Annotated in this window: 18 protein-coding genes; 5 read left to right on the top strand and 13 right to left on the bottom strand. The window is 46.5% G+C overall.

Annotation, left to right across the window (positions count from 1 at the left end; genetic code table 11):
* Positions 1-44: 44 nt before the first annotated feature.
* The 4 genes from K7R11_RS02730 to K7R11_RS02715 are packed head-to-tail and all read left to right on the top strand — an operon-like array spanning position 45 to position 3,013.
* The gene (locus K7R11_RS02730; RefSeq protein WP_224488466.1) at positions 45-1,025 is read left to right on the top strand and encodes a YheT family hydrolase; all 981 of its coding nucleotides are present in this window, start codon (positions 45-47) and stop codon (positions 1,023-1,025) included.
* Positions 1,026-1,038: 13 nt separating this feature from the next.
* On the top strand, positions 1,039-1,575 hold the full coding sequence (locus K7R11_RS02725; protein ID WP_224488465.1) for a 2'-5' RNA ligase family protein: 537 nt from the start codon (positions 1,039-1,041) through the stop codon (positions 1,573-1,575).
* A gap of 49 nt (positions 1,576-1,624) precedes the next feature.
* Positions 1,625-2,137: an azurin gene (azu, locus tag K7R11_RS02720; protein WP_224488464.1), complete on the top strand. Its 513-nt coding sequence runs from the start codon at positions 1,625-1,627 to the stop codon at positions 2,135-2,137.
* Between the two features lie 15 nt (positions 2,138-2,152).
* Entirely contained in the window at positions 2,153-3,013 is an 861-nt protein-coding gene (locus tag K7R11_RS02715) for a 3-keto-disaccharide hydrolase (protein ID WP_224488463.1), read from the top strand.
* Between the two features lie 5 nt (positions 3,014-3,018).
* Here the strand turns inward: K7R11_RS02715 and K7R11_RS02710 are convergent, their stop codons facing one another.
* From K7R11_RS02710 to K7R11_RS02680, 7 genes are all read right to left on the bottom strand, one after another.
* The gene (locus K7R11_RS02710) at positions 3,019-4,428 is read right to left on the bottom strand and encodes an efflux transporter outer membrane subunit (RefSeq protein ID WP_224488462.1); all 1,410 of its coding nucleotides are present in this window, start codon (positions 4,426-4,428) and stop codon (positions 3,019-3,021) included.
* A complete protein-coding gene (locus K7R11_RS02705) occupies positions 4,425-7,589 on the bottom strand; it encodes an efflux RND transporter permease subunit (RefSeq protein WP_224488460.1) in 3,165 nt (1,054 codons plus the stop codon). The genes K7R11_RS02710 and K7R11_RS02705 overlap by 4 nt, the downstream gene beginning before the upstream one ends.
* An 8-nt stretch (positions 7,590-7,597) precedes the next feature.
* On the bottom strand, positions 7,598-8,710 hold the full coding sequence (locus tag K7R11_RS02700; RefSeq protein ID WP_224488458.1) for an efflux RND transporter periplasmic adaptor subunit: 1,113 nt from the start codon (positions 8,708-8,710) through the stop codon (positions 7,598-7,600).
* Between the two features lie 175 nt (positions 8,711-8,885).
* Complete coding sequence (locus K7R11_RS02695; protein WP_224488456.1) at positions 8,886-9,281, bottom strand: hypothetical protein; 396 nt, start codon at positions 9,279-9,281, stop codon at positions 8,886-8,888.
* A gap of 13 nt (positions 9,282-9,294) precedes the next feature.
* Positions 9,295-10,314, bottom strand: coding sequence for a phenylalanine--tRNA ligase subunit alpha (gene pheS / locus K7R11_RS02690; protein WP_224488453.1), 1,020 nt, complete (start codon positions 10,312-10,314; stop codon positions 9,295-9,297).
* A 49-nt stretch (positions 10,315-10,363) separates the two neighbouring features.
* On the bottom strand, positions 10,364-11,047 hold the full coding sequence (locus K7R11_RS02685) for a ceramidase (protein ID WP_224488451.1): 684 nt from the start codon (positions 11,045-11,047) through the stop codon (positions 10,364-10,366).
* Between the two features lie 12 nt (positions 11,048-11,059).
* The gene (locus tag K7R11_RS02680) at positions 11,060-11,416 is read right to left on the bottom strand and encodes a hypothetical protein (protein ID WP_224488448.1); all 357 of its coding nucleotides are present in this window, start codon (positions 11,414-11,416) and stop codon (positions 11,060-11,062) included.
* A gap of 63 nt (positions 11,417-11,479) precedes the next feature.
* Here K7R11_RS02680 and K7R11_RS02675 point away from each other — a divergent pair, with 63 nt between their 5' ends.
* Positions 11,480-12,004 carry a CvpA family protein gene (locus K7R11_RS02675; protein WP_224488446.1) on the top strand — a complete coding sequence of 175 codons (525 nt, stop codon included), beginning with the start codon at positions 11,480-11,482 and terminating at the stop codon, positions 12,002-12,004.
* 91 nt (positions 12,005-12,095) lie between these two features.
* Here the strand turns inward: K7R11_RS02675 and K7R11_RS02670 are convergent, their stop codons facing one another.
* The 6 genes from K7R11_RS02670 to K7R11_RS02645 form a co-directional block, all read right to left on the bottom strand.
* Positions 12,096-12,722, bottom strand: a complete 627-nt coding sequence (locus K7R11_RS02670) for a carbonic anhydrase (RefSeq protein ID WP_224488445.1) — start codon at positions 12,720-12,722, stop codon at positions 12,096-12,098.
* A 33-nt stretch (positions 12,723-12,755) separates the two neighbouring features.
* On the bottom strand, positions 12,756-14,333 hold the full coding sequence (locus K7R11_RS02665; protein WP_224488444.1) for a SulP family inorganic anion transporter: 1,578 nt from the start codon (positions 14,331-14,333) through the stop codon (positions 12,756-12,758).
* 81 nt (positions 14,334-14,414) lie between these two features.
* A complete protein-coding gene (locus K7R11_RS02660; RefSeq protein WP_224488443.1) occupies positions 14,415-14,723 on the bottom strand; it encodes a hypothetical protein in 309 nt (102 codons plus the stop codon).
* A 62-nt stretch (positions 14,724-14,785) separates the two neighbouring features.
* On the bottom strand, positions 14,786-15,574 hold the full coding sequence (locus tag K7R11_RS02655; RefSeq protein WP_224488442.1) for an SH3 domain-containing protein: 789 nt from the start codon (positions 15,572-15,574) through the stop codon (positions 14,786-14,788).
* Positions 15,574-17,358: a BatD family protein gene (locus K7R11_RS02650; RefSeq protein ID WP_224488441.1), complete on the bottom strand. Its 1,785-nt coding sequence runs from the start codon at positions 17,356-17,358 to the stop codon at positions 15,574-15,576. The genes K7R11_RS02655 and K7R11_RS02650 overlap by 1 nt, the downstream gene beginning before the upstream one ends.
* A gap of 17 nt (positions 17,359-17,375) precedes the next feature.
* Positions 17,376-18,242 (bottom strand): tetratricopeptide repeat protein, encoded by an 867-nt coding sequence (locus K7R11_RS02645; protein ID WP_224488440.1) that lies wholly within the window; start codon positions 18,240-18,242, stop codon positions 17,376-17,378.
* Positions 18,243-18,244 lie beyond the last annotated feature (2 nt).

Below are 18,244 nucleotides of genomic sequence, written 5' to 3'. Positions count from 1 at the left end.
ATCTTTTTACTAAAAGCTTGTTATCTTTAATTTAAAATTGCCAGATGCCAGTTATTTCTTCTTCATATACCCCCCCGTTTCTGTTCAAAAGCGGTCATTTTTCCACCATTTACTCCGGGGTTTTCCGCGTGGTCCCCAATCCCGGTCAGACCAGGGAACGCATAGAGCTTAAGGATGGGGATTTTATTGATGTTGACTGGAGTTTTGCAAAAAAGAAAAACCACCGCCTGGTTATTTTACTCCATGGCCTGGAAGGCAATGCTCAACGTCCTTATATTCTTGGAGCAGCACAGGCTTTTCTCCAGTCCGGTACCGATGTTTGCGCCGTGAATTTCAGGGGGTGCAGCGGGGAAACCAACCGACTTTACAGATCCTATCACTCCGGGGTAACAGAGGACCTCCACCATGTTATTGAACATATTTTAGCAAATTACCAATATTCCCATATCGTAATCAATGGCTTTAGCCTCGGTGGGAATGTAACTCTGAAATACCTGGGCACCCAGACCGATATTCCGGAAGAGATCAAGGCCGGGATCGCCTTTTCGGTACCCTGCTCCCTGTATTATTCCATGAAAGCACTTCACCAGGCGGAGAATTACCTGTATGCGCGCAGGTTTAAGAAACACCTGATCGGCAAACTCCGGGAGAAACAACCTTATTTCCCGGAATTGATACGGGATGAAGATGTACAAAGGATCAGAGTTCTCCGGGATTTTGACGAAGTATATACGGCCAAAGCCCACGGTTTTAAAAATGGAATGGATTACTATGAGAAAGCAAGCAGTTTCAGGGCATTAGAACAGATCAGGGTACCCACTTATATACTTAACGCGGCCAATGACACCTTCCTGGGTCATGGCTGTTACCCGGAACAGGAAGCGCAGCGTAACCGGGCCCTGTATCTGGAAATTCCGAAATACGGGGGACATGTTGGGTTCTATGACAACAACAACGTGTACTACAACGAACACCGTGCCGTCAGGTTCATGAAAGAAAAGACCGAAGGTTCCCGAATCAGCTAAACCGGCACCCCGAATGAAGGTAATGTATTATATAGCCATTTTACCTCCGTCCACTGTACGCGAAGAGATCAGGGTGTTCAAGGAGGAGGTCAGAAGTCGTTTCCAGTCTCAGCACGCCTTGCGGTCTCCAGCGCATATAACTCTTCAAATGCCTTTTCATTTTGAAGAAATGAAGGAAACCGCATTGATCAGAGCACTCACAGCCCTGTCTGCAACCCTGACCCCTGCCTACTGTGAATTAAAGAATTTTGACCATTTTGGAGACCGGGTCATCTTTGTAGATGTGGTACCCAACCCGGCTCTTACCGCTTACCGAAAACAGCTACAGGAAATGCTGCGCACTTCCTTTGGTTTCAGCGACAGCAAGCTTCCGGAACGATTTCATCCTCACATCACCATTGCCAACAGGGATCTCACTGCCGAGAAATTCGAACCCTGCATGCTGGTATTTAAGGATCGTTCCTATTATCGCAGCTTCCGCATGGAGGGCCTTGCCCTGTTAAAGCATCGGGGAGATTACTGGGAGGTTTACAGGGAGTTTCCATTCTAATTAAGAACTGAGAATTGTTTATCTTAGCTCTAAAATCAATTTAGAATCTATGAACGCATTTTTCAAAATTTTTATGAGCTTCGGCCTTGTTCTTCTTATAAGCTGTGGGGAAACCAAGAAAGAAGAAAAGAAAGACGGATTTCAATACGACCAGGCTGCTGAAAAAACAGATACCTCAGAGGAAAAATCACAAAATGAAGTATTGATCACAGGAGACGACATGATGAAATACAGCACCAGGGAGATTCGTGTAAAAGCCGGAGAACCGGTTACCCTTACACTAAAGCACATTGGTAAGCTGGACATTAAGGTCATGGGGCACAACTGGGTTTTACTAAAGCAAGGCACAGACCTCGTTGGTTTTGCCTCTAAGGCTTCTGCAGCGGCAGACAACAATTACATTCCGGCAGAAACCGAAGATGTGATTGCCCATACCAAAATGCTGGGAGGTGGCGAATCAGACACCATTACTTTTGACGCTCCTGCCCCAGGTACCTACCAGTTTTTATGCAGTTTCCCAGGGCATTTCGCCCAGATGCAGGGCACATTTATTGTGGAATAAATCCCTGTGATTCACATGAAATATCTAATTCCGGTGTTTCTTTTGCTCCTGATAACAGGTTGCAAAAGAAACACTTCTTCTACAGTCTCCGAAGCCGCGCCGGCACCGGAATGGATTTCCCTTTTTAACGGAAAAGATCTTGAGGGCTGGGTACCCAAGATCAAAGGGGAATTACCCGGACAGGATTCCCTGAAGACCTTTAGGGTAAACCAGGGTACTATTGCTGTATCCTACGAGAACTATCCGGAGTTTGGCAATCGCTTTGGTCATCTTTTCTACGAAACACCTTTTTCCGCATATTTTCTCCTGGTCGATTACAGATTCCAAGGGGAACAGGCAAAGGGTGGAGAACCCTGGGCCTTCAAAAACAGTGGGATCATGTTTCATTCGCAATCGGCCTCCTCCATGCTCAAAGACCAGAATTTCCCGGTAAGCCTGGAAGGCCAGTTTCTTGGAGGTAATGGCGAGGACCCCAGGCCTACAATGAACCTCTGTACTCCGGGTACCCATGTGCAAATGGCCGACACCCTTTTCACCCCCCACTGCGTCAATTCGACCTCCAGAACCTTTCATGGAGAAGAATGGGTTCAGGCCGGATTCCTGGTGTTAAAAGATTCCCTGATCGTGCATTATGTTAATGGGCAAGAAGTTTTAAGGTATACCAAACCCCAGCTGGGAGGTGATATGGCAGCAGATGCCTCCGCCGAATTTCAGGTCCAGGGCAGCCCTCTTACATCGGGTTATATTGCCTTGCAAAGTGAAAGCCATCCGCTTGAATTCCGGGAGATTATTATTACAGACCTGGAACCCTACTTTGGCGACCAGGAAAAACTGAATGAAGTAATAGAAGGGATCAGGGAGAAAACAGACCAATAAAAAGATCAACGCCAGCCTCCGCCAAGCGCCCTGTAAAGTTCAACCTTAGACTGCAGTTCCTGCAATCTGAAATTCACGAATTCAAATTCGCTGATCAGTTGATTGGTATTAGCATTGAGCACTTCGATATAATCCGCATACCCCTGGGTAAGAAGGATGGCAGCAAATCTTGTGGCCTTGGTATTGGCCTCCAATTCCTTCATTTTAATTTCTGACAAACGCTGGGCAGCATCAATATTGTAAAGGGCATCCGACACCTCTTTTCCTGCGTTTAAAAGGGAGAGTCTGAAGTCAAGAAAAGCCTGCTGTTGCTGGCTTTGAGCCACCTCGTATCCGGTTCGGATCTCCCGTTGACGGAAAATGGGTTGCGTAAGACCTGCCATCAGATTGGAGAACAGTGAACTCGCATTGAACCAATCGTCAAGGTCCGAACTTAAAAATCCGCCGGAAGCACTAAGGGTAAAGGTGGGATAGAAATTACTCCGGGCTACATTGGTGAGTTCGAAAGCTTCCCTGAAGGCATACTCTGAAGCGACAATATCGGGCCTGTTCTGCAGGAGACGATAAGGCACCCCCGTTTCAAGCTCGACGTCGATGGTCACATTCCTGAAATTTCCCCGTTTCAGTGGCCCGGGCACCCTACCCAAAAGCACGGAAAGGGCATTTTCAAGCAGCCGGATCTGGTTTTCCACATTTACCTCCACGGCATCAGAATTATATTTCAGGGCCAGGATCTGCTGTACCCCCACCTCGTTGGCCATACCGGCTTCTTTTAATCCGCGCATGGCTTCCACAGCCCTGCTCCGGTTCTCGATCGCACGTTTTACCAGGGCCAGTTTTGCATCAAGAGACAACAGCTCGTAATACAGGGAGGCTACTCCGGATACCAGGGATGAGCTAATAGCATTCTTTACGGCATCCGAACGATAGAATGAGGCTTCAAGAGCCCGTTTATTGCTCCGGATCCTGCCCCAGACATCAGCTTCCCAACTTAATCCTCCGGTAAGTGCGAATTCCTGGGTGTATAAATTTGGAGGTCTGTTATCCATATTTTCAGAAAATCCGAGATCATTGAATCGGGCCTGTGTATCCAGACGGGGTAAATATCCTGCCTTTCCCTGCTTAAGAAGTGACTCGGCAATAAGCACCTGTTCTGCTGCAATCTGAAGATCTATATTATTGGCCAGGGCCTCCTCAATATAATTGTGCAGCAGGGTGTCCTGAAAAAAGTTTCTCCAGGAGATCTCTGCCACCGATTGGCTGTCAATCTCCGCACCCACATTCCGGTACAGGTTTACAGCCTCTAATTCCTCTACTTCGGGGCGCTCATAATTCCTGGCTACAAAACACGATTGCAATAACATCCCCGAAGCCAAACACCACAATACTATCTTTATGTATTTCACTGTTCTCATACCTCCTTATCTTTAGCAGGTTCTTGTACAGCAGGTTCCCTTAATTCTTTTGGTAATCCCACGATCTTTTCCTGAAGCCATTGAAATATTACAAAGAGTACCGATACCACGAATATCCCAAAGACCGTACCCACGAGCATACCTCCTGCAGCCCCTGTACCTATAGACCTGTTTCCTGCAGCTCCTGCGCCGGTGGCTACAGCCAGGGGCAACAGTCCAAGAACAAAGGCAAAAGATGTCATAAAGATCGGCCGCACCCTGGCCACTGCCCCCTTAATCGCAGCTTCGGTGAGCCCCATCCCTTTTTTACGGGCCAACAGGGCAAACTCCACCACCAGAATGGCATTTTTGGCCAGTAAGCCCACGAGCAGGATCAAAGCGATCTGAAAGAACACGTTATTCTCATACCCCAGGAACTTGGTAAACAGGAAGCCACCCAGAATACCTATGGGAAGCGACAGCAATATGGCAAAAGGAAGCAGGTAGCTCTCGTATTGAGCAGCCAGGAACAAGTACGTAAAGATCAGGCACAGGATAAAGACCAGAATCGCCTGGCTACCCGCACTAACCTCTTCTCTTGTCAATCCCGAATAATCCACCGAAAAATTCGATCCGAGCCTGGAAGCCTCCGCCTCGATCACCGCAATGGCATCCCCGGTACTGAACCCCGGATTGGATTCTCCGGTGATCTTGGTCGAATTAAATAAATTGAAACGATCTACTGCCTGGGGTCCGTACACCCTTCGCAAGGTAACAAATTCTGAAACCGGCGCCATATTCCCCGAATCGTTGCGCACATAGAGCTGATTAAAGTCACTAAGGGTACTGCGGTCTTCCGGGTAGGCTTGTAAACGCACCCTGAACTGACGCCCGAACCTGGCAAAATCGGCGGCATAGACCCCGCCAATATAGCCTTGTATCGTGGTGAGGATATTACTAACTGCCACTCCCCGCTGCTTTGCAGCCGGCACATTGATCTCCAGTTCGTATTGCGGGTATCCGATATCGAAGGAAGCCCGGGCATATTTTATAGCCGGACTGGCATTGAGAGCCTGCAGAAATTCATCGTTCGCTTGGCTCAGGTTTTCAAAAGACCCGCCCGACCTGTCGAGCAGGTTCACTTCAAAACCTGATGCAGCTCCAAAACCGGGAACACTGGGGGGAGAAAAAAAGATAATATTGGCCTCCGGGATGCTGGCCCCGGCAGCGAATAGTTTCTGAAGTAAGCTTTCCACAGAGAGGGAATCTGCTTCCCGCTCTTCCCAGGGCAGGAACTTAATCATTCCCAGTCCGAAATTACTCCCGGCTCCACTTAACACACTGAATCCGCCTACCAGGGTGGTTCCCGTTACCCCGGGAATATCCCTTACTTTTCGGTTCAGCTCTTTCAGCACCTGATCTGTACGATCAAGAGAAGATCCCGGCGGCAATTGAAGATCGACAAAGACCATTCCCCGGTCTTCATTGGGCACAAAACCCGATTTTGTTGTTTTTGATGTCCATACAATACCTGCTACTGCCAGTGCGAGAATGGTGAGCACGATCCATTTATGGGCCACCAAAAAGCCGAGAGCATTCCCAACCACGCCTTTAAACTTTTCAAACCCACGATTGAACCAGTCAAAAAACCGCTGAAGAATGTTGCGTTTTGCCCCTTCCTTATGATGATGTGGTTTTAACAATAAAGCACTTAATGCAGGGCTTAACGTCAGTGCATTAATAGCCGACACAAATATTGCCATGACCAGGGTCACCCCGAATTGTTTATAGAAAACTCCCGTTGGCCCGGTAAGGAAGGTCACCGGCACAAAAACCGCCGCCATTACCAGCGTCATTGAAATTACCGCAGGGGTGATCTCTTCCATGGCTTCCAGAGTGGCTATCCTGGCATTCGCTGCCCCTTCTTCCAATTTTGAGTGAACGGCCTCCACTACCACAATAGCATCGTCTACCACTACCCCAATGGCAAGGATCAGGGCGAAAAGCGTCAGGAGATTCACCGAATACCCAAATAGTTTAAGAAAGAAAAACGCCCCGATAATAGAGACGGGAACCGCAATGGCAGGAATAAGTGTCGAACGAAAATCCTGCAGGAAGATAAACACAACAAGAAAAACAAGGGCAAAGGCTTCAAACAGGGTATGCACCACCTTTTCTATGGAAGCTTCCAGAAACTGATTGGTATCATAGGCAATATCTACTTCCAGTCCTTCCGGAAAATCCTTTTGCAGGATTTCCAATTGGCCTTTTAAATCCTCTATCAGGGCCTGGGCATTTGAGCCCTTAACCTGGTAGACAGCCATCACTATACTGGGATAACCGTTGGTATAGGAGGTATAGGAATAGGAATAGGATTCGAATTTAATATCGGCTACATCCCTCAATCTCAGAAACTGTCCGTCACTCAGTGCCTTTATTATGATATTCTCATATTGCTCCTGGGTTCTGAACCGCCCGCTATACCGGATCTTATAGGAATACGTCTCTCCGCTGGATTCACCGAGATATCCCGGGGCTGCCTCCAGCGATTGCTCATTAAGTACCGCCGCGATATCTGAAGGCTGCAGGTTATAAGCAGCCATCTTTTCCGGTTTCAACCAGATCCTCATGGAATAATTACGGTCTGAAAACGCCCTTACGTCTCCCACCCCGCTAATTCTTTTAAAGGCCGGCACCACATTAATATTCAGGTAATTGGTAATAAAGGTCTCGTCGTAGGTTTCCGTTGTGGAATACACAGACAGAAACATCAGGGCACTGGTTTGCTGTTTTCTGGTAATAACGCCGAGTTTTACCACCTCCGGCGGAAGAAAGGCCGTGGCCTGGGCCACCTTATTCTGTACATTAACTGCAGCAATATCAGGGTTAACCCCTTGCTCGAAGTACACGGTAATTGTACACCCCCCATTGTTTGTGGCTCTGGAAGTCATATACGTCATTCCTTCCACCCCGTTTACCTGCTCCTCAATGGGAATCACCACACTTTCAATAACGGTTTCTGCACTGGCCCCCGGATAATTTGCCGTGATCCTAACGGTTGGGGGTGCGATATCAGGATACTGCTCTACGGGCAGGGTCAGCAATCCGAGAACACCCAGGATAATGATAATGATCGAAATAACTGTAGAGAGAACAGGACGCTCAATAAATGTTTTAAACATAGGATCGCTTATTTAAAAATCGCTTCAATAGGTCGGGCTACACTGTCATAAGGAACAGACCTTGGAGTGATCTGCTGACTGGCGCGAAGCCTGTCAGGCCCGATAGCCACAATCCTGTCTCCGGGTGCCAGGCCACCGGTAACCACATATTGGTTATTTACGATATCTATATAGTTAAGCTTAACCGCCTCCAACGTATTATTCTCGGTAACCCTGTAGGCGAAGACTTCACCCTGCATATCAAATACAGAACGCTCGGGCACAAGAATATGATCCGGATATACAGATGGGATCATAATAGTACCGCTGTTTCCGTCGCTGAGCAATTCCCCGGGATTATCGAAGACTGCCCTGAAACTAACGGTACCGGATTCCGGATTGATCTGTCCGGAGACGGTTTCGATTTCCCCCTGCTGATCATAAAGGGAGCCATTGACCAGCTTCAGCGATACCCGAGGGAAGTTCTTCACTTTCTCCTCAAGGGAATTGCCCTGGAACTCCTGTAAAAAATCGAGATATTGCGCCTCGTTCATTGAGAAGAAGGCGTATACCCTTTCAATATTACTCACCGAGGTTAAAGGCTTGGGATCGGAAGGACTTACAAGACTACCCTCCCTGAAGTTAATTGAGCCAAGATAGCCATCTACCGGACTTTTTACCGTGGCATAACCGATCTTGGCAGCGATACTGTTGTAATTACTTTTGGCTCTGGCCAGGTTGGCCCTGGCTGTTTCCAGCTGAACCGAACTTATGATGCCCTGATCTACCAAGGGCACCAGTTTTTCCACCTCCACCTGGGCCGCGTTCACGGAAGCCTGTGCCGCCTGGGCATCTTCATTAAGAGTTTCGGTTTCCAGGCGAAACAGAGGCTGCCCCTTGGTTACCCGCTGCCCGGCGTCTACCATTACGTTCTGAATATAGCCGGAAACCTTGGCTCTCACCTCGCTGCTAACAATACCCTCTATACTGGCGGGGTAGTTCTGATACCCGGTAATACTGTCCTTTTTCACCTCCAGAACCTGTACTTCCGGGGGAGTGGCAGCAGCCTGCCCGTCCTGTGTACCCGATTCCTTACACCCCGATAAAAGCACTAAAAAAATAAAACAGGAAAATAACCGCATAGAATTTGAATCTTGAGTTTTTTAATTAAAACTGTAACAAGATTTGCGGCATAATCGATTAATTATCCTATAAAAATAAGGCTAAAATATTGATTTACAATATTTTAGCCTTATTTCTAAGTTCAATTATCCACGAGCTTTTAGCTCTCGCTTATTTTCCTTATGTTTTCCTGAATTAAGAGAAGAGTACCCCCGCCATTCCCAGGGTTGCTATCCATTCGATTTGCTCCTCTGAGACCTGTCCGGGTTCCAGTACAAAATTCTTTTCGTACATGACACTTCCCTCGAACCAGGTTACCAGGTATTCGTTTCTGAAATCCAGTAATTCCTCCCTGAGAAATTCAAGCCGACCAAAGGATCCCGGTTGCAGTGCCTCCAGCTTTTTTCGCATGACCGAGGTCTTTTTATCCTCCGAATATCCTCTGAGCACAATCATCATGGTTTCCTTGACATTTTGACCTGCATTCAGCAAAAATATGTCCCAGACATTTTCTCCCAGTTCTTCATTAAATGTACGCACCGCTGCCAGGTACAGTCCTTCTGGTTCAGGGATCTTAATATCCTTCTTCATTACCTTCTCCGGTTTACAGTACGCTTTTGAATTGCTTTAAGAACCGCACATCGTTCTCACTCAACATTCGTATGTCAGAGATCTGATGCAGCAAAAGGGCGATCCTGTCAATTCCCATTCCAAAGGCGAAACCGGAATATTCATTGGGATCGATCCCGCAGTTTTGTAAAACATTCGGATCTACCATTCCACAGCCCATGATCTCAAGCCAACCCGTTCCTTTGGTCATCTTATAATCGGTCTCGGTCTCTAACCCCCAGTAAACATCAACCTCAGCACTGGGCTCCGTAAACGGGAAGTAAGAAGGTCTCAACCTGATCCTGGATTTTCCGAACATTTCAGTGGTAAAATACTGCAGGGTTTGCTTCAGGTCTGCAAAAGAAACACCCTTATCGATATAAAGTCCCTCAACCTGGTGGAAGAAGCAATGCGAACGTGCAGAGATCGCCTCGTTCCTGTAAACCCTTCCCGGGGATATCGTTCTTATGGGTGGTTGATTATTTTCCATGTACCGCACCTGTACGGAAGAAGTATGCGTTCTTAACAGGATATCCGGATCTGTCTGGATAAAAAAGGTATCCTGCATATCCCGGGCAGGGTGGTACTCGGGAAGATTAAGGGCTGTAAAATTATGCCAGTCGTCTTCCATTTCCGGACCTTCAGAGACATTGAAACCGATACGTGAAAATATATCAACGATCTGATTCTTTACAATAGAGATCGGGTGCCTGGACCCTAATTCCAATGGCGTACCCGGACGGGTAAGATCGCCATAGATATTAGCCTCCTGCTGCTTATTTTCCAACTCCGCTTTCAGGGCATTCACCTTTTCCAGGGCAGCTGTTTTAAGCTGATTAATGGTTTGACCAAATTCCTTTTTCTGATCTCCGGGAACATTTTTAAACTCGGCAAAAAAATCATTCAAAAGACCTTTCTTTCCGAGGTACTTGATACGGAAATCTTCAATGTCGTTTAAATTATCTGCAGTAAACTTTTCTACCTGAGTCAAATGCTCCTTTATGGTCTCTATCATATCACACATTTCTTTGGAAGGGCAAATTTAAATAATTCTTGCATATACATTACTTATCTGCCACCTTATCGGGTAAAACTCTTTTATCTTCATAAATATATTTGAACAGCAGAAAAACGGATATCCCCCCAAACAGATGCCAGAGCCAATGGGTTCCATACTCCAAAACCTCCTGGCGGCTGTCGAGATAGCGAAAGAACAACGCTATTACAAAACTCATAATGGCCAGAAAAACCCATGAGCCATGTACCCAATTCGTAGACTTAAGATACCAGACCAGCGGAACCAGCACCGTAGCCGCAGAGATCAGATAATCTATAGTAATGATATAACCAGCGGGCACAGGCAGCCATCTCATACCGGCAGAAATCCCAAGAATTACAACGATAATGAGCAACCGGTAGGATGTGGATCGCACCAATTTGAAAATAAAATACATCACAGCTGCAAAACAAAGCAGCAGGATAGGGACCCAATCCATTAGCAACCATACCTCATGACTCCTGGTGGCGTGATACAAGGTGCCGCCCAGCCAGCCTACGCCAAGTAGCGGCATGGCATACGCCAGAAAGCGATGCTCCATCGGACGCCGGTATACCCTTACCCCCCAATAGACGAGGATAAAGAAAAATACGAGATTACTAAAGGTATTAAAGGGTTCGACGGGAAATCTACCCGCCAGTGTTTCAGCATAAATAGGCCCTGTGTCGTTGGGGAAATATTGAACAACCATGGGCCATGAAATTTAATCTATATATTCTTTTTCGAGGAAATACTGAACGATGGCTTCCTTCATCAGCACACTCTGCTCCCCGGCTTTGAGAACGGGCAGTTCTTCCTTTAACCGGTAATGCGGCCAACCATCATCATCAAAAAAATCGAATTCGTAATATCCGTAAGGCTCCAACAACCTGCAAATAGCGATATGCATGAGATTTACCTTTTCATCCTTTTTAAATCGGCGGTGTAACTGACCGAGTTCCTGCACGCCCACCAGGTAGATCACCGAATCCAGGTCGAGTTCATCTCCATCGGCGAAGCGTTCTGATAACTTTTGGGTAAGCAGCTCCCATCTTCGCTTTAACTGTTCGTCGCGAGCCATAGCAATGTTTTTAGCAAAAATAAGAACTTCAAATAACATATATTTGTTCAAACCGCTTTTGCTATGAATTTTATAGACATCCTGCTGGGCGTACTTATACTGTATGGCGTAATCAAAGGATTTATCAACGGCTTCTTTGTGGAAGCAGCCTCCCTGATCGCCCTTATTGCCGGAATATTCGGAGCCATTCATTTCTCCTACCTTACTGGGAACTACCTGACCCAATACCTGGAATGGGAGGAAAAATACATCAATCTAGCTGCTTTTGCGGTGACCTTCATTGTGATCATCCTGGCCATAACGCTTTTGGGTAAGGTATTAACCAAGCTTGCCAATATCGCCGCCCTGGGTTTTATCAATAAGATCATGGGTAGTGTATTTGGCGGCCTGAAATTTATCGTGGTCCTGGGCGGCTTGCTCATTTTCCTGTCCAGGATAGACATCTCCTTTCCCTTAACCGATCAGGATTCCATGGAAACCTCTCTGTTATATAGCCCGGTAAAAAACATTGGCGGATTATTATTTCAGATCATTCTTGAAGACGAAGCCGTACTTCAGGCTCCTGAAACAATACCGGAATCCATTTAAAACTGCAGACCCTTATCATCTGAGTCTACAGCGCTAATTGCTGTACTCCTGGAATATTCCATAAAAAAAGCCCCTTAACCGGGGCTTCTTTTTAATCGAGATTATAAATCTCCATAATATTTTCGAGGATGCCCTCGAAATCGATCTTCAGGTCGATCAGTTTCCCGTTATGGATATCAAATACCCAACCGTGAACCTTTAATCCTCTTTCCTTATAGGCCTTTTGCACGGCTGCCGTTTTGATCAGGTTCACACATTGCTCCTGCACATTGAGCTCCACGAGTCGGTCATACCGCAATTCCTCATCCTGGATCGCGTTGAGTTCCTCTTTGTGTAATCGAAACACATCCCGGATATTCCGCAACCAGGGGTTGAGCAGTCCAAGATCTGCCGATTGCATGGCAGCCTTTACTCCCCCGCAACTGGTATGCCCGCAAATAACTACGTGATTCACCTTAAGGTGGTTCACTGCGTACTCGATCACCGACATGGCATTTAGGTCAATGTTAGAAACCACATTGGCAATGTTACGATGCACAAACACCTCTCCCGGCTCCAACCCCATCAGCTCTTCGGCCGTTACCCGGCTGTCTGAACACCCGATGTAAAGCAATTCAGGACTCTGTCCCTTTCCCAGCTTCTCAAAGAAATCCTTATCAGTATTAAGTTTATCCTTGATCCAGTCTGCGTTATTTTCAAAAATTTTCTGTAAATCCATTTCAAGTATGTTTATTTATTTTTTCGGCTGATTTTACGCAACCTTGGTGGTTAAAAACAGTTTCATAAAGCTCTCGGGATTCTCAAATGTACCTTTTTCAGAGATAACGGTAATATGAATGCCTTTTTGTTTTGATCTGTACCGAAAATCATCGAGGATCTCCAGGATATCATAATTGAGACGAATACATTTGGTAACGTCCAATTCCAGGTGCGTATTGGGCTGAAGATTGTTTAATTCCCTTAAAATGGCTCCCTTGTTCAGGAAACTTACTTCTTCTGATAAGGTCATGCGAACTTTATGCACCCCGTCTTCCTTCTCCACAATATGCAGGAAGTGAGAATTCTGATAGTTCTTGATCAGGATCATCATAATACCAACACCCAGACCAAGTCCGATACCGAGCAATAAGTCGGTGAAAACAACTCCCAGCACGGTTACTATAAAGGGTATGAATTGTTCCCTGCCCAAACGATACATATTTTTAAAAAGCACGGGTTTGGCAAGTTTGTATCCAACCACCAGCAGAATTGCCGCCAATACGGCAAGCGGAATCTTGTTTAACAAGGCGGGAATGGCGATCACCGAGATCAACAGCAGAAAACCGTGAATAATAGCAGACATCTTGGTTTTTCCTCCGGACTGCACATTAGCACTACTGCGAATGATTACCTGGGTTATAGGAAGTCCACCGATGAGCCCGGACACAATATTTCCCGTTCCCTGGGCAAATAGCTCCCTGTTGGTTGGTGTGGTTCGTTTTTGCGGATCCAGCTTATCGGTAGCCTCCACAGATAAGAGAGTTTCCAGACTGGCCACAATACACAGGGTTATAGCGGTTATCCAGACATCGTAACGCGTAATGGCTCCGAAATCGGGGAACGACAGCTGACCCAGGAAATCTGTTGCACTTTCCGGAACCGGAACGGAAACCAGGTGCTCTGCGGCGATACCAAAAGCATGGTCTGAGGCTATGGTGAAGTTATAAAGGATTCCCACCACAACTGCAATAAGTGGCCCAGGTACGATTTTAAAAACATCTGATTTTTTGGTAAGCACAAGATCCCAAAGAAGAAGTATCCCAAGAGAGATGAGCGAAACCACGATAGCGCCCGGTGAAACATTATCCATCATACTGCCTAGTGCAGTAAAGGTGGTTTCCCCATCCAACTGTAAAAAGTTAAGATCCCCTTCATAATCGGAATCATACCCTACGGCGTGCGGCAATTGTTTTAAAAAGATGATGATACCGATACCGGCCAGCATGCCCTTGATCACTGAAGAAGGAAAGTAGTAACCGATAATTCCGGCCTTAGCCGCCCCGAGAGCGATTTGCAGGACCCCACCCAGCACCACAGCTACGAGAAAAACTTCCCAGCTTCCAAGGTCGGTGATGGCGTTTAAAACGATCACGGCCAATCCGGCAGCCGGACCACTAACCCCAAGACTGGAGCCACTGAGAGAACCTACCACAATACCACCCACGATACCCGCGATCAATCCCGAAAATAAAGGTGCCCCACTCGCCAGAGCAATTCCGAGACACAGTGGTAATGCAACAAAGAATACCACCAAACTTGATGGTAAATCATTTTTTAAATGCTTAAACATAAAATGTAATTTTTAAGAAAGTAGTGTACCGTCTCCTGTATGGGAGCGGCAAGTCATTTTGTAAGAATAATACTGAGGAAATCAGACCCTGAATTCGGGAGGGGGGAGAACAGGAGCCCGAAAGACATCATGGCATACGGGCTGAAGGTGGAAGAACACCCCGGCTTCAGATGAATTATAGGCCCACTCGATAACCTGGAAATGACATATGAAATTCTCGTCCATATCCTTTTCCATGCTTTCCTCTTTATTCTCCTCCTCTTCTGAAATATTGAAAAAATAGGCGACATCGGTATCATCCTGCAGAAGTATAAATACCGAAGGGCTAATCAGAAATGTACAGAAGCTAAAGAGAAAGGTTATCAGGTATATTCTTTCTTTAGTTCCCAAAAAAGTGTTCTTCTTCTACTCCCAAAATTAGGAGTAATGTATGGTAAGATATGTTAATTTAATTAAAAATCCTTAACCACCCTTAATTCATCTTCAGGTAACCATCCTTCTTTTCCGTCTGACAGCCTGATCTTCTTCCAGTTATTAAGTGTATCCAGGATAAAGACCTTGGTTCCCTCATGAAGACGGAAAATCTCTTCGCTACCGAGGTTGGGTTCAGACTTTACGGTGGTTTCCTGCGCAAAGACGATGGCAGGATTGCGTTGGCTTAGCAGTGTACGCTGCTGGAAGGCAAACAAAAGACATACCAGCGATAGCAGTAAAGAAACCCCACTACCGGCAAAAAGCAGGCGCTTTCTCCCCTGTGCATAGGCAAAATAATAGGCGATAAATAAGGTCACGAAAAGAAACATGGCCCCTATGGCGAGGTAGCTCCACATCCGGTAATCCAATGTGCCGATAATGCCGTTAACGAGCTTGGAGATTCCCGTTTGTGGCATTTCTTCAATAGCATCTATGGTCATGTTCCTTGCATAAGCGAGGTTTACCCGAACATCTTCATCCTCAGGATCCAGTACCAGAGCTTTTTCATAATACAGTATACTCGGAGCTATCTCATTGATCTTATAATAGGCATTCCCCATATTGAAATACAATTCCGGCGAATGCATGCCACTCTCTGAAATCTTTTTGTATCGCTGAATGGCTTCCTGGTATGCTCCTTCGTTGTAGAGCTTATTCCCCTCTTCAAAGAGCTGGTCATTCTGGGCTCCCACGCTGGTCAATACAAAAAGCAATAGCCCTGTGAACAGCTCCCGTAAGCTAAACTTTATATTTCCTGTATGTTTCATTATCCCAGATGTTTATCGAGAACAGCGATCACTTCTGCCGCCTTATCATAATCTACTTTCATACCGCCTGCCGTAACCGGGGTGTACCGTGCCAGCTCACAGGAGCTCAACAAGGCCACAAATCCCTTGATCTCTTCTTCTCCCGCCCCGTGTTCCTCCAGGAGAACACGAATTCTCTCCTTACTCATATCGGAGGTTACCAGATGCAGCTTTGCCTTCAGGTAATTGTGCAGGGCCCGCTCCAGAGCCTCGTAGAAGCGATCTCCGTCATCGAGGTTTTTCCGGGCTTCAGAAAGGTATTTCCTGGCCAGCCTGTTTGCCTTCCTTACTCTGTTCCCTTCCACATCAAGTGCGCGCTCCCGCTTTCGCTTACCGATAATAATGGCCAGGGGTATAAGTAATAACGGGCCGAAATACAAAAGATAAAATCGGAGGGTCCCCAGAAACTCCTTCTGAGCTTTAGGCACCAGGTTAGCGTTGAGTTTCAGAAACCTGAACTGGTCACCCACCATGGCAACCGGTTGTTTGACCACTCCGGAATTGACATCCGTGTTCGGGTCGGATCCGGAAGATGGGCCGTCAAACACATTGATCATCGTGCTGGCAGACTTCAGTACTTTATACTCCTCTGTTTCCGGATCAAAATAGGAGAACTCCACCTCCGGAACAGGGTACTTCCCTCTGTACTGAGGAACGATGGTATAACTTTCCGTAACCCTTCCCTTCATTCCGCTCAACCGCGTACGAATCGACTCGGAAAATTCCGGCTCATACACTTCGAGAGAACTTGGCAGGGTAAGCGATGGCAATTCGAATAGCTTGAGGTTACCTTCCCCATTTACGGTGATCTTTGCGGTCAGGGATTCATTTGCCCTGAGATCGGATTTGGAAAGGATCACATCAAAATCAAATTTTCCAACAGCCCCTGAAAAGTTTTCAGGTTTCCCCTCTTCGGGTAAAGGCTTCACTCGAATCGTTCGCTTATCGGTAGCTACTTTTACATGGGTTTGGGTATACACGCGCTCTCCGAAGATATTTCTTCTGTTGGTAGGCACCTCCACCTTGACCTCCAGCGTCAGGGGTTCGATCTCCAGCTTCCCGCTTCGCTGCGGATAGAGCACCACCTGTTTAAGTACTACGTATCGGTATTGCTTTCCCTGGTAGAGGCCATTTTCGGCCTTAAGCCGTTTTACCTCGATATTCTGAGACCAGAAGTTGTTATAAGTCGGATTATCTACCGGGATAAAGTCATAGATATTTATATCCGGACTAATATAAAGTTTATACTCTACACTTATGGCTTCGTTCAGGTAAGGATTGGAATCGGAAACCTCCGCTACCAGGTGCAACTTTTCTTCAGCCACATCATTGGCGCTTGGCGGGGCATTCGGATCGCTAACGGCCTCGGTAACCTCCACCGCAACCGGCAGGGTTTTATAGGTATTCCCATCAATTTCTACAGTTGCCTGCCGGATATTGAATTTCCCTTTTTTTAAGGGTGACAAAACATACGAGTAGGACTTTGAAAAGCTTTTTTTCCCGTTGATCCACTGGTGACTCACCGATTGGTTAGGCCCCATTATAACGCGAAAACCATCGAAATCAGGTGGCGTGAAATTATCCCCATCCTGGTTCATGGTGAAATCTATACGAAGGCGCTCATTGATACCGAGCTTGCTTTTGCTTACCGAAGCATTGAACTCGACAGCATCATCCTGGGCAAATCCAGTGAAAAATACACCTATGATAAATAAAGCCGATATGTACCACTTTAAAGAACTCATGTTAACTTCCTCCTGACTTACCAATCTTTTTCCGTTTTTACGGGTATTCCTTTAACTTTCTTAGCGTTCATTTTTTCCTGAACCTTTTTCTCCTCGTTATTCATAGCCTCGAGGATGTTCTTGATCTGCTGAGGCGAAAGCTGGCTCTGACGTTGTTGCTCAGGCTGACCTTCACCCTCCTGGGGCTGTTGTTTCTGCTGATCGCCTTCCCCCTCCTGCTGTTGATCCTGTTTTTGATCGCCTTCCTGGTTGGGATCTCCCTTTTCTTCCTTCTGGTCTTCTTCTCCCCCGTTCTGATCCTGGTTTTGCTGATCCTGTTGCTGCTGTTGCTGATCCTGGTTTTCTTTATTATCCTGGTTTTGATCCTGGTTGTCCTGGTTGTCCTGATTGTCCTGGTTCTGTTGTTTTTCCTTTTCCAGCATTTCTTTGGCCAGGGCCAGGTTATATCGCGTCTCCTCATCAGACGGATCGTTTCTCAATGCTTCTTTATAGGCTTCAACCGCTTTCTGATATTCTTCATTCTTCATAAACACATTTCCCATATTGTGGAAGGCCTTATGCTTATCTGCCTTGGATGCTGCAGACTCTCCTGCTTCCTTATACCTCATAAATGCCTCTCCCAGGCTGTTCTTTTCGTAATAGGCATTTCCAAGGTTATAGCGGGCTGTGGCATTCTTATCACTTCTGGCTATGGCTTTTCTGTAGGTCGCCTCGGCCTCGGTGAAGTCTTCTTCAATTAACTCGTTATTTGCCTCATAGGTGAGGTCAAGGGATTTGCGGTAATTCTTCTTTTCCGCACCCTCCTCTTCTTGGGCGAAGAGCACGGTTGTTCCCAACCCCATGAAAAGTCCTGAAAGTAATATGATGTTAATTGCAGTTTTCATAA

The sequence above is a fragment of the Robertkochia flava genome, from assembly GCF_020166515.1.
Taxonomy (GTDB): Bacteria; Bacteroidota; Bacteroidia; order Flavobacteriales; family Flavobacteriaceae; genus Robertkochia; species Robertkochia flava.
The sequence above is the reverse complement of the archived record's forward strand: the minus strand, read 5'-3'. Positions and strand labels throughout refer to the sequence as shown.

Excerpts from the sequence above, each read along its gene's own strand:
- K7R11_RS02695 (WP_224488456.1), bottom strand. The coding sequence starts at position 9,281 with ATGAAGAAGGATATTAAGATCCCTGAACCAGAAGGACTGTACCTGGCA.
- K7R11_RS02710 (WP_224488462.1), bottom strand. The coding sequence starts at position 4,428 with ATGAGAACAGTGAAATACATAAAGATAGTATTGTGGTGTTTGGCTTCG.
- K7R11_RS02705 (WP_224488460.1), bottom strand. The coding sequence starts at position 7,589 with ATGTTTAAAACATTTATTGAGCGTCCTGTTCTCTCTACAGTTATTTCG.
- pheS (WP_224488453.1), bottom strand. The coding sequence starts at position 10,314 with ATGATAGAGACCATAAAGGAGCATTTGACTCAGGTAGAAAAGTTTACT.
- K7R11_RS02675 (WP_224488446.1), top strand. The coding sequence starts at position 11,480 with ATGAATTTTATAGACATCCTGCTGGGCGTACTTATACTGTATGGCGTA.
- K7R11_RS02680 (WP_224488448.1), bottom strand. The coding sequence starts at position 11,416 with ATGGCTCGCGACGAACAGTTAAAGCGAAGATGGGAGCTGCTTACCCAA.
- K7R11_RS02700 (WP_224488458.1), bottom strand. The coding sequence starts at position 8,710 with ATGCGGTTATTTTCCTGTTTTATTTTTTTAGTGCTTTTATCGGGGTGT.
- K7R11_RS02670 (WP_224488445.1), bottom strand. The coding sequence starts at position 12,722 with ATGGATTTACAGAAAATTTTTGAAAATAACGCAGACTGGATCAAGGAT.
- K7R11_RS02655 (WP_224488442.1), bottom strand. The coding sequence starts at position 15,574 with ATGAAACATACAGGAAATATAAAGTTTAGCTTACGGGAGCTGTTCACA.
- K7R11_RS02665 (WP_224488444.1), bottom strand. The coding sequence starts at position 14,333 with ATGTTTAAGCATTTAAAAAATGATTTACCATCAAGTTTGGTGGTATTC.
- K7R11_RS02730 (WP_224488466.1), top strand. The coding sequence starts at position 45 with ATGCCAGTTATTTCTTCTTCATATACCCCCCCGTTTCTGTTCAAAAGC.
- K7R11_RS02685 (WP_224488451.1), bottom strand. The coding sequence starts at position 11,047 with ATGGTTGTTCAATATTTCCCCAACGACACAGGGCCTATTTATGCTGAA.
- K7R11_RS02645 (WP_224488440.1), bottom strand. The coding sequence starts at position 18,242 with ATGAAAACTGCAATTAACATCATATTACTTTCAGGACTTTTCATGGGG.
- K7R11_RS02715 (WP_224488463.1), top strand. The coding sequence starts at position 2,153 with ATGAAATATCTAATTCCGGTGTTTCTTTTGCTCCTGATAACAGGTTGC.
- azu (WP_224488464.1), top strand. The coding sequence starts at position 1,625 with ATGAACGCATTTTTCAAAATTTTTATGAGCTTCGGCCTTGTTCTTCTT.
- K7R11_RS02650 (WP_224488441.1), bottom strand. The coding sequence starts at position 17,358 with ATGAGTTCTTTAAAGTGGTACATATCGGCTTTATTTATCATAGGTGTA.
- K7R11_RS02725 (WP_224488465.1), top strand. The coding sequence starts at position 1,039 with ATGAAGGTAATGTATTATATAGCCATTTTACCTCCGTCCACTGTACGC.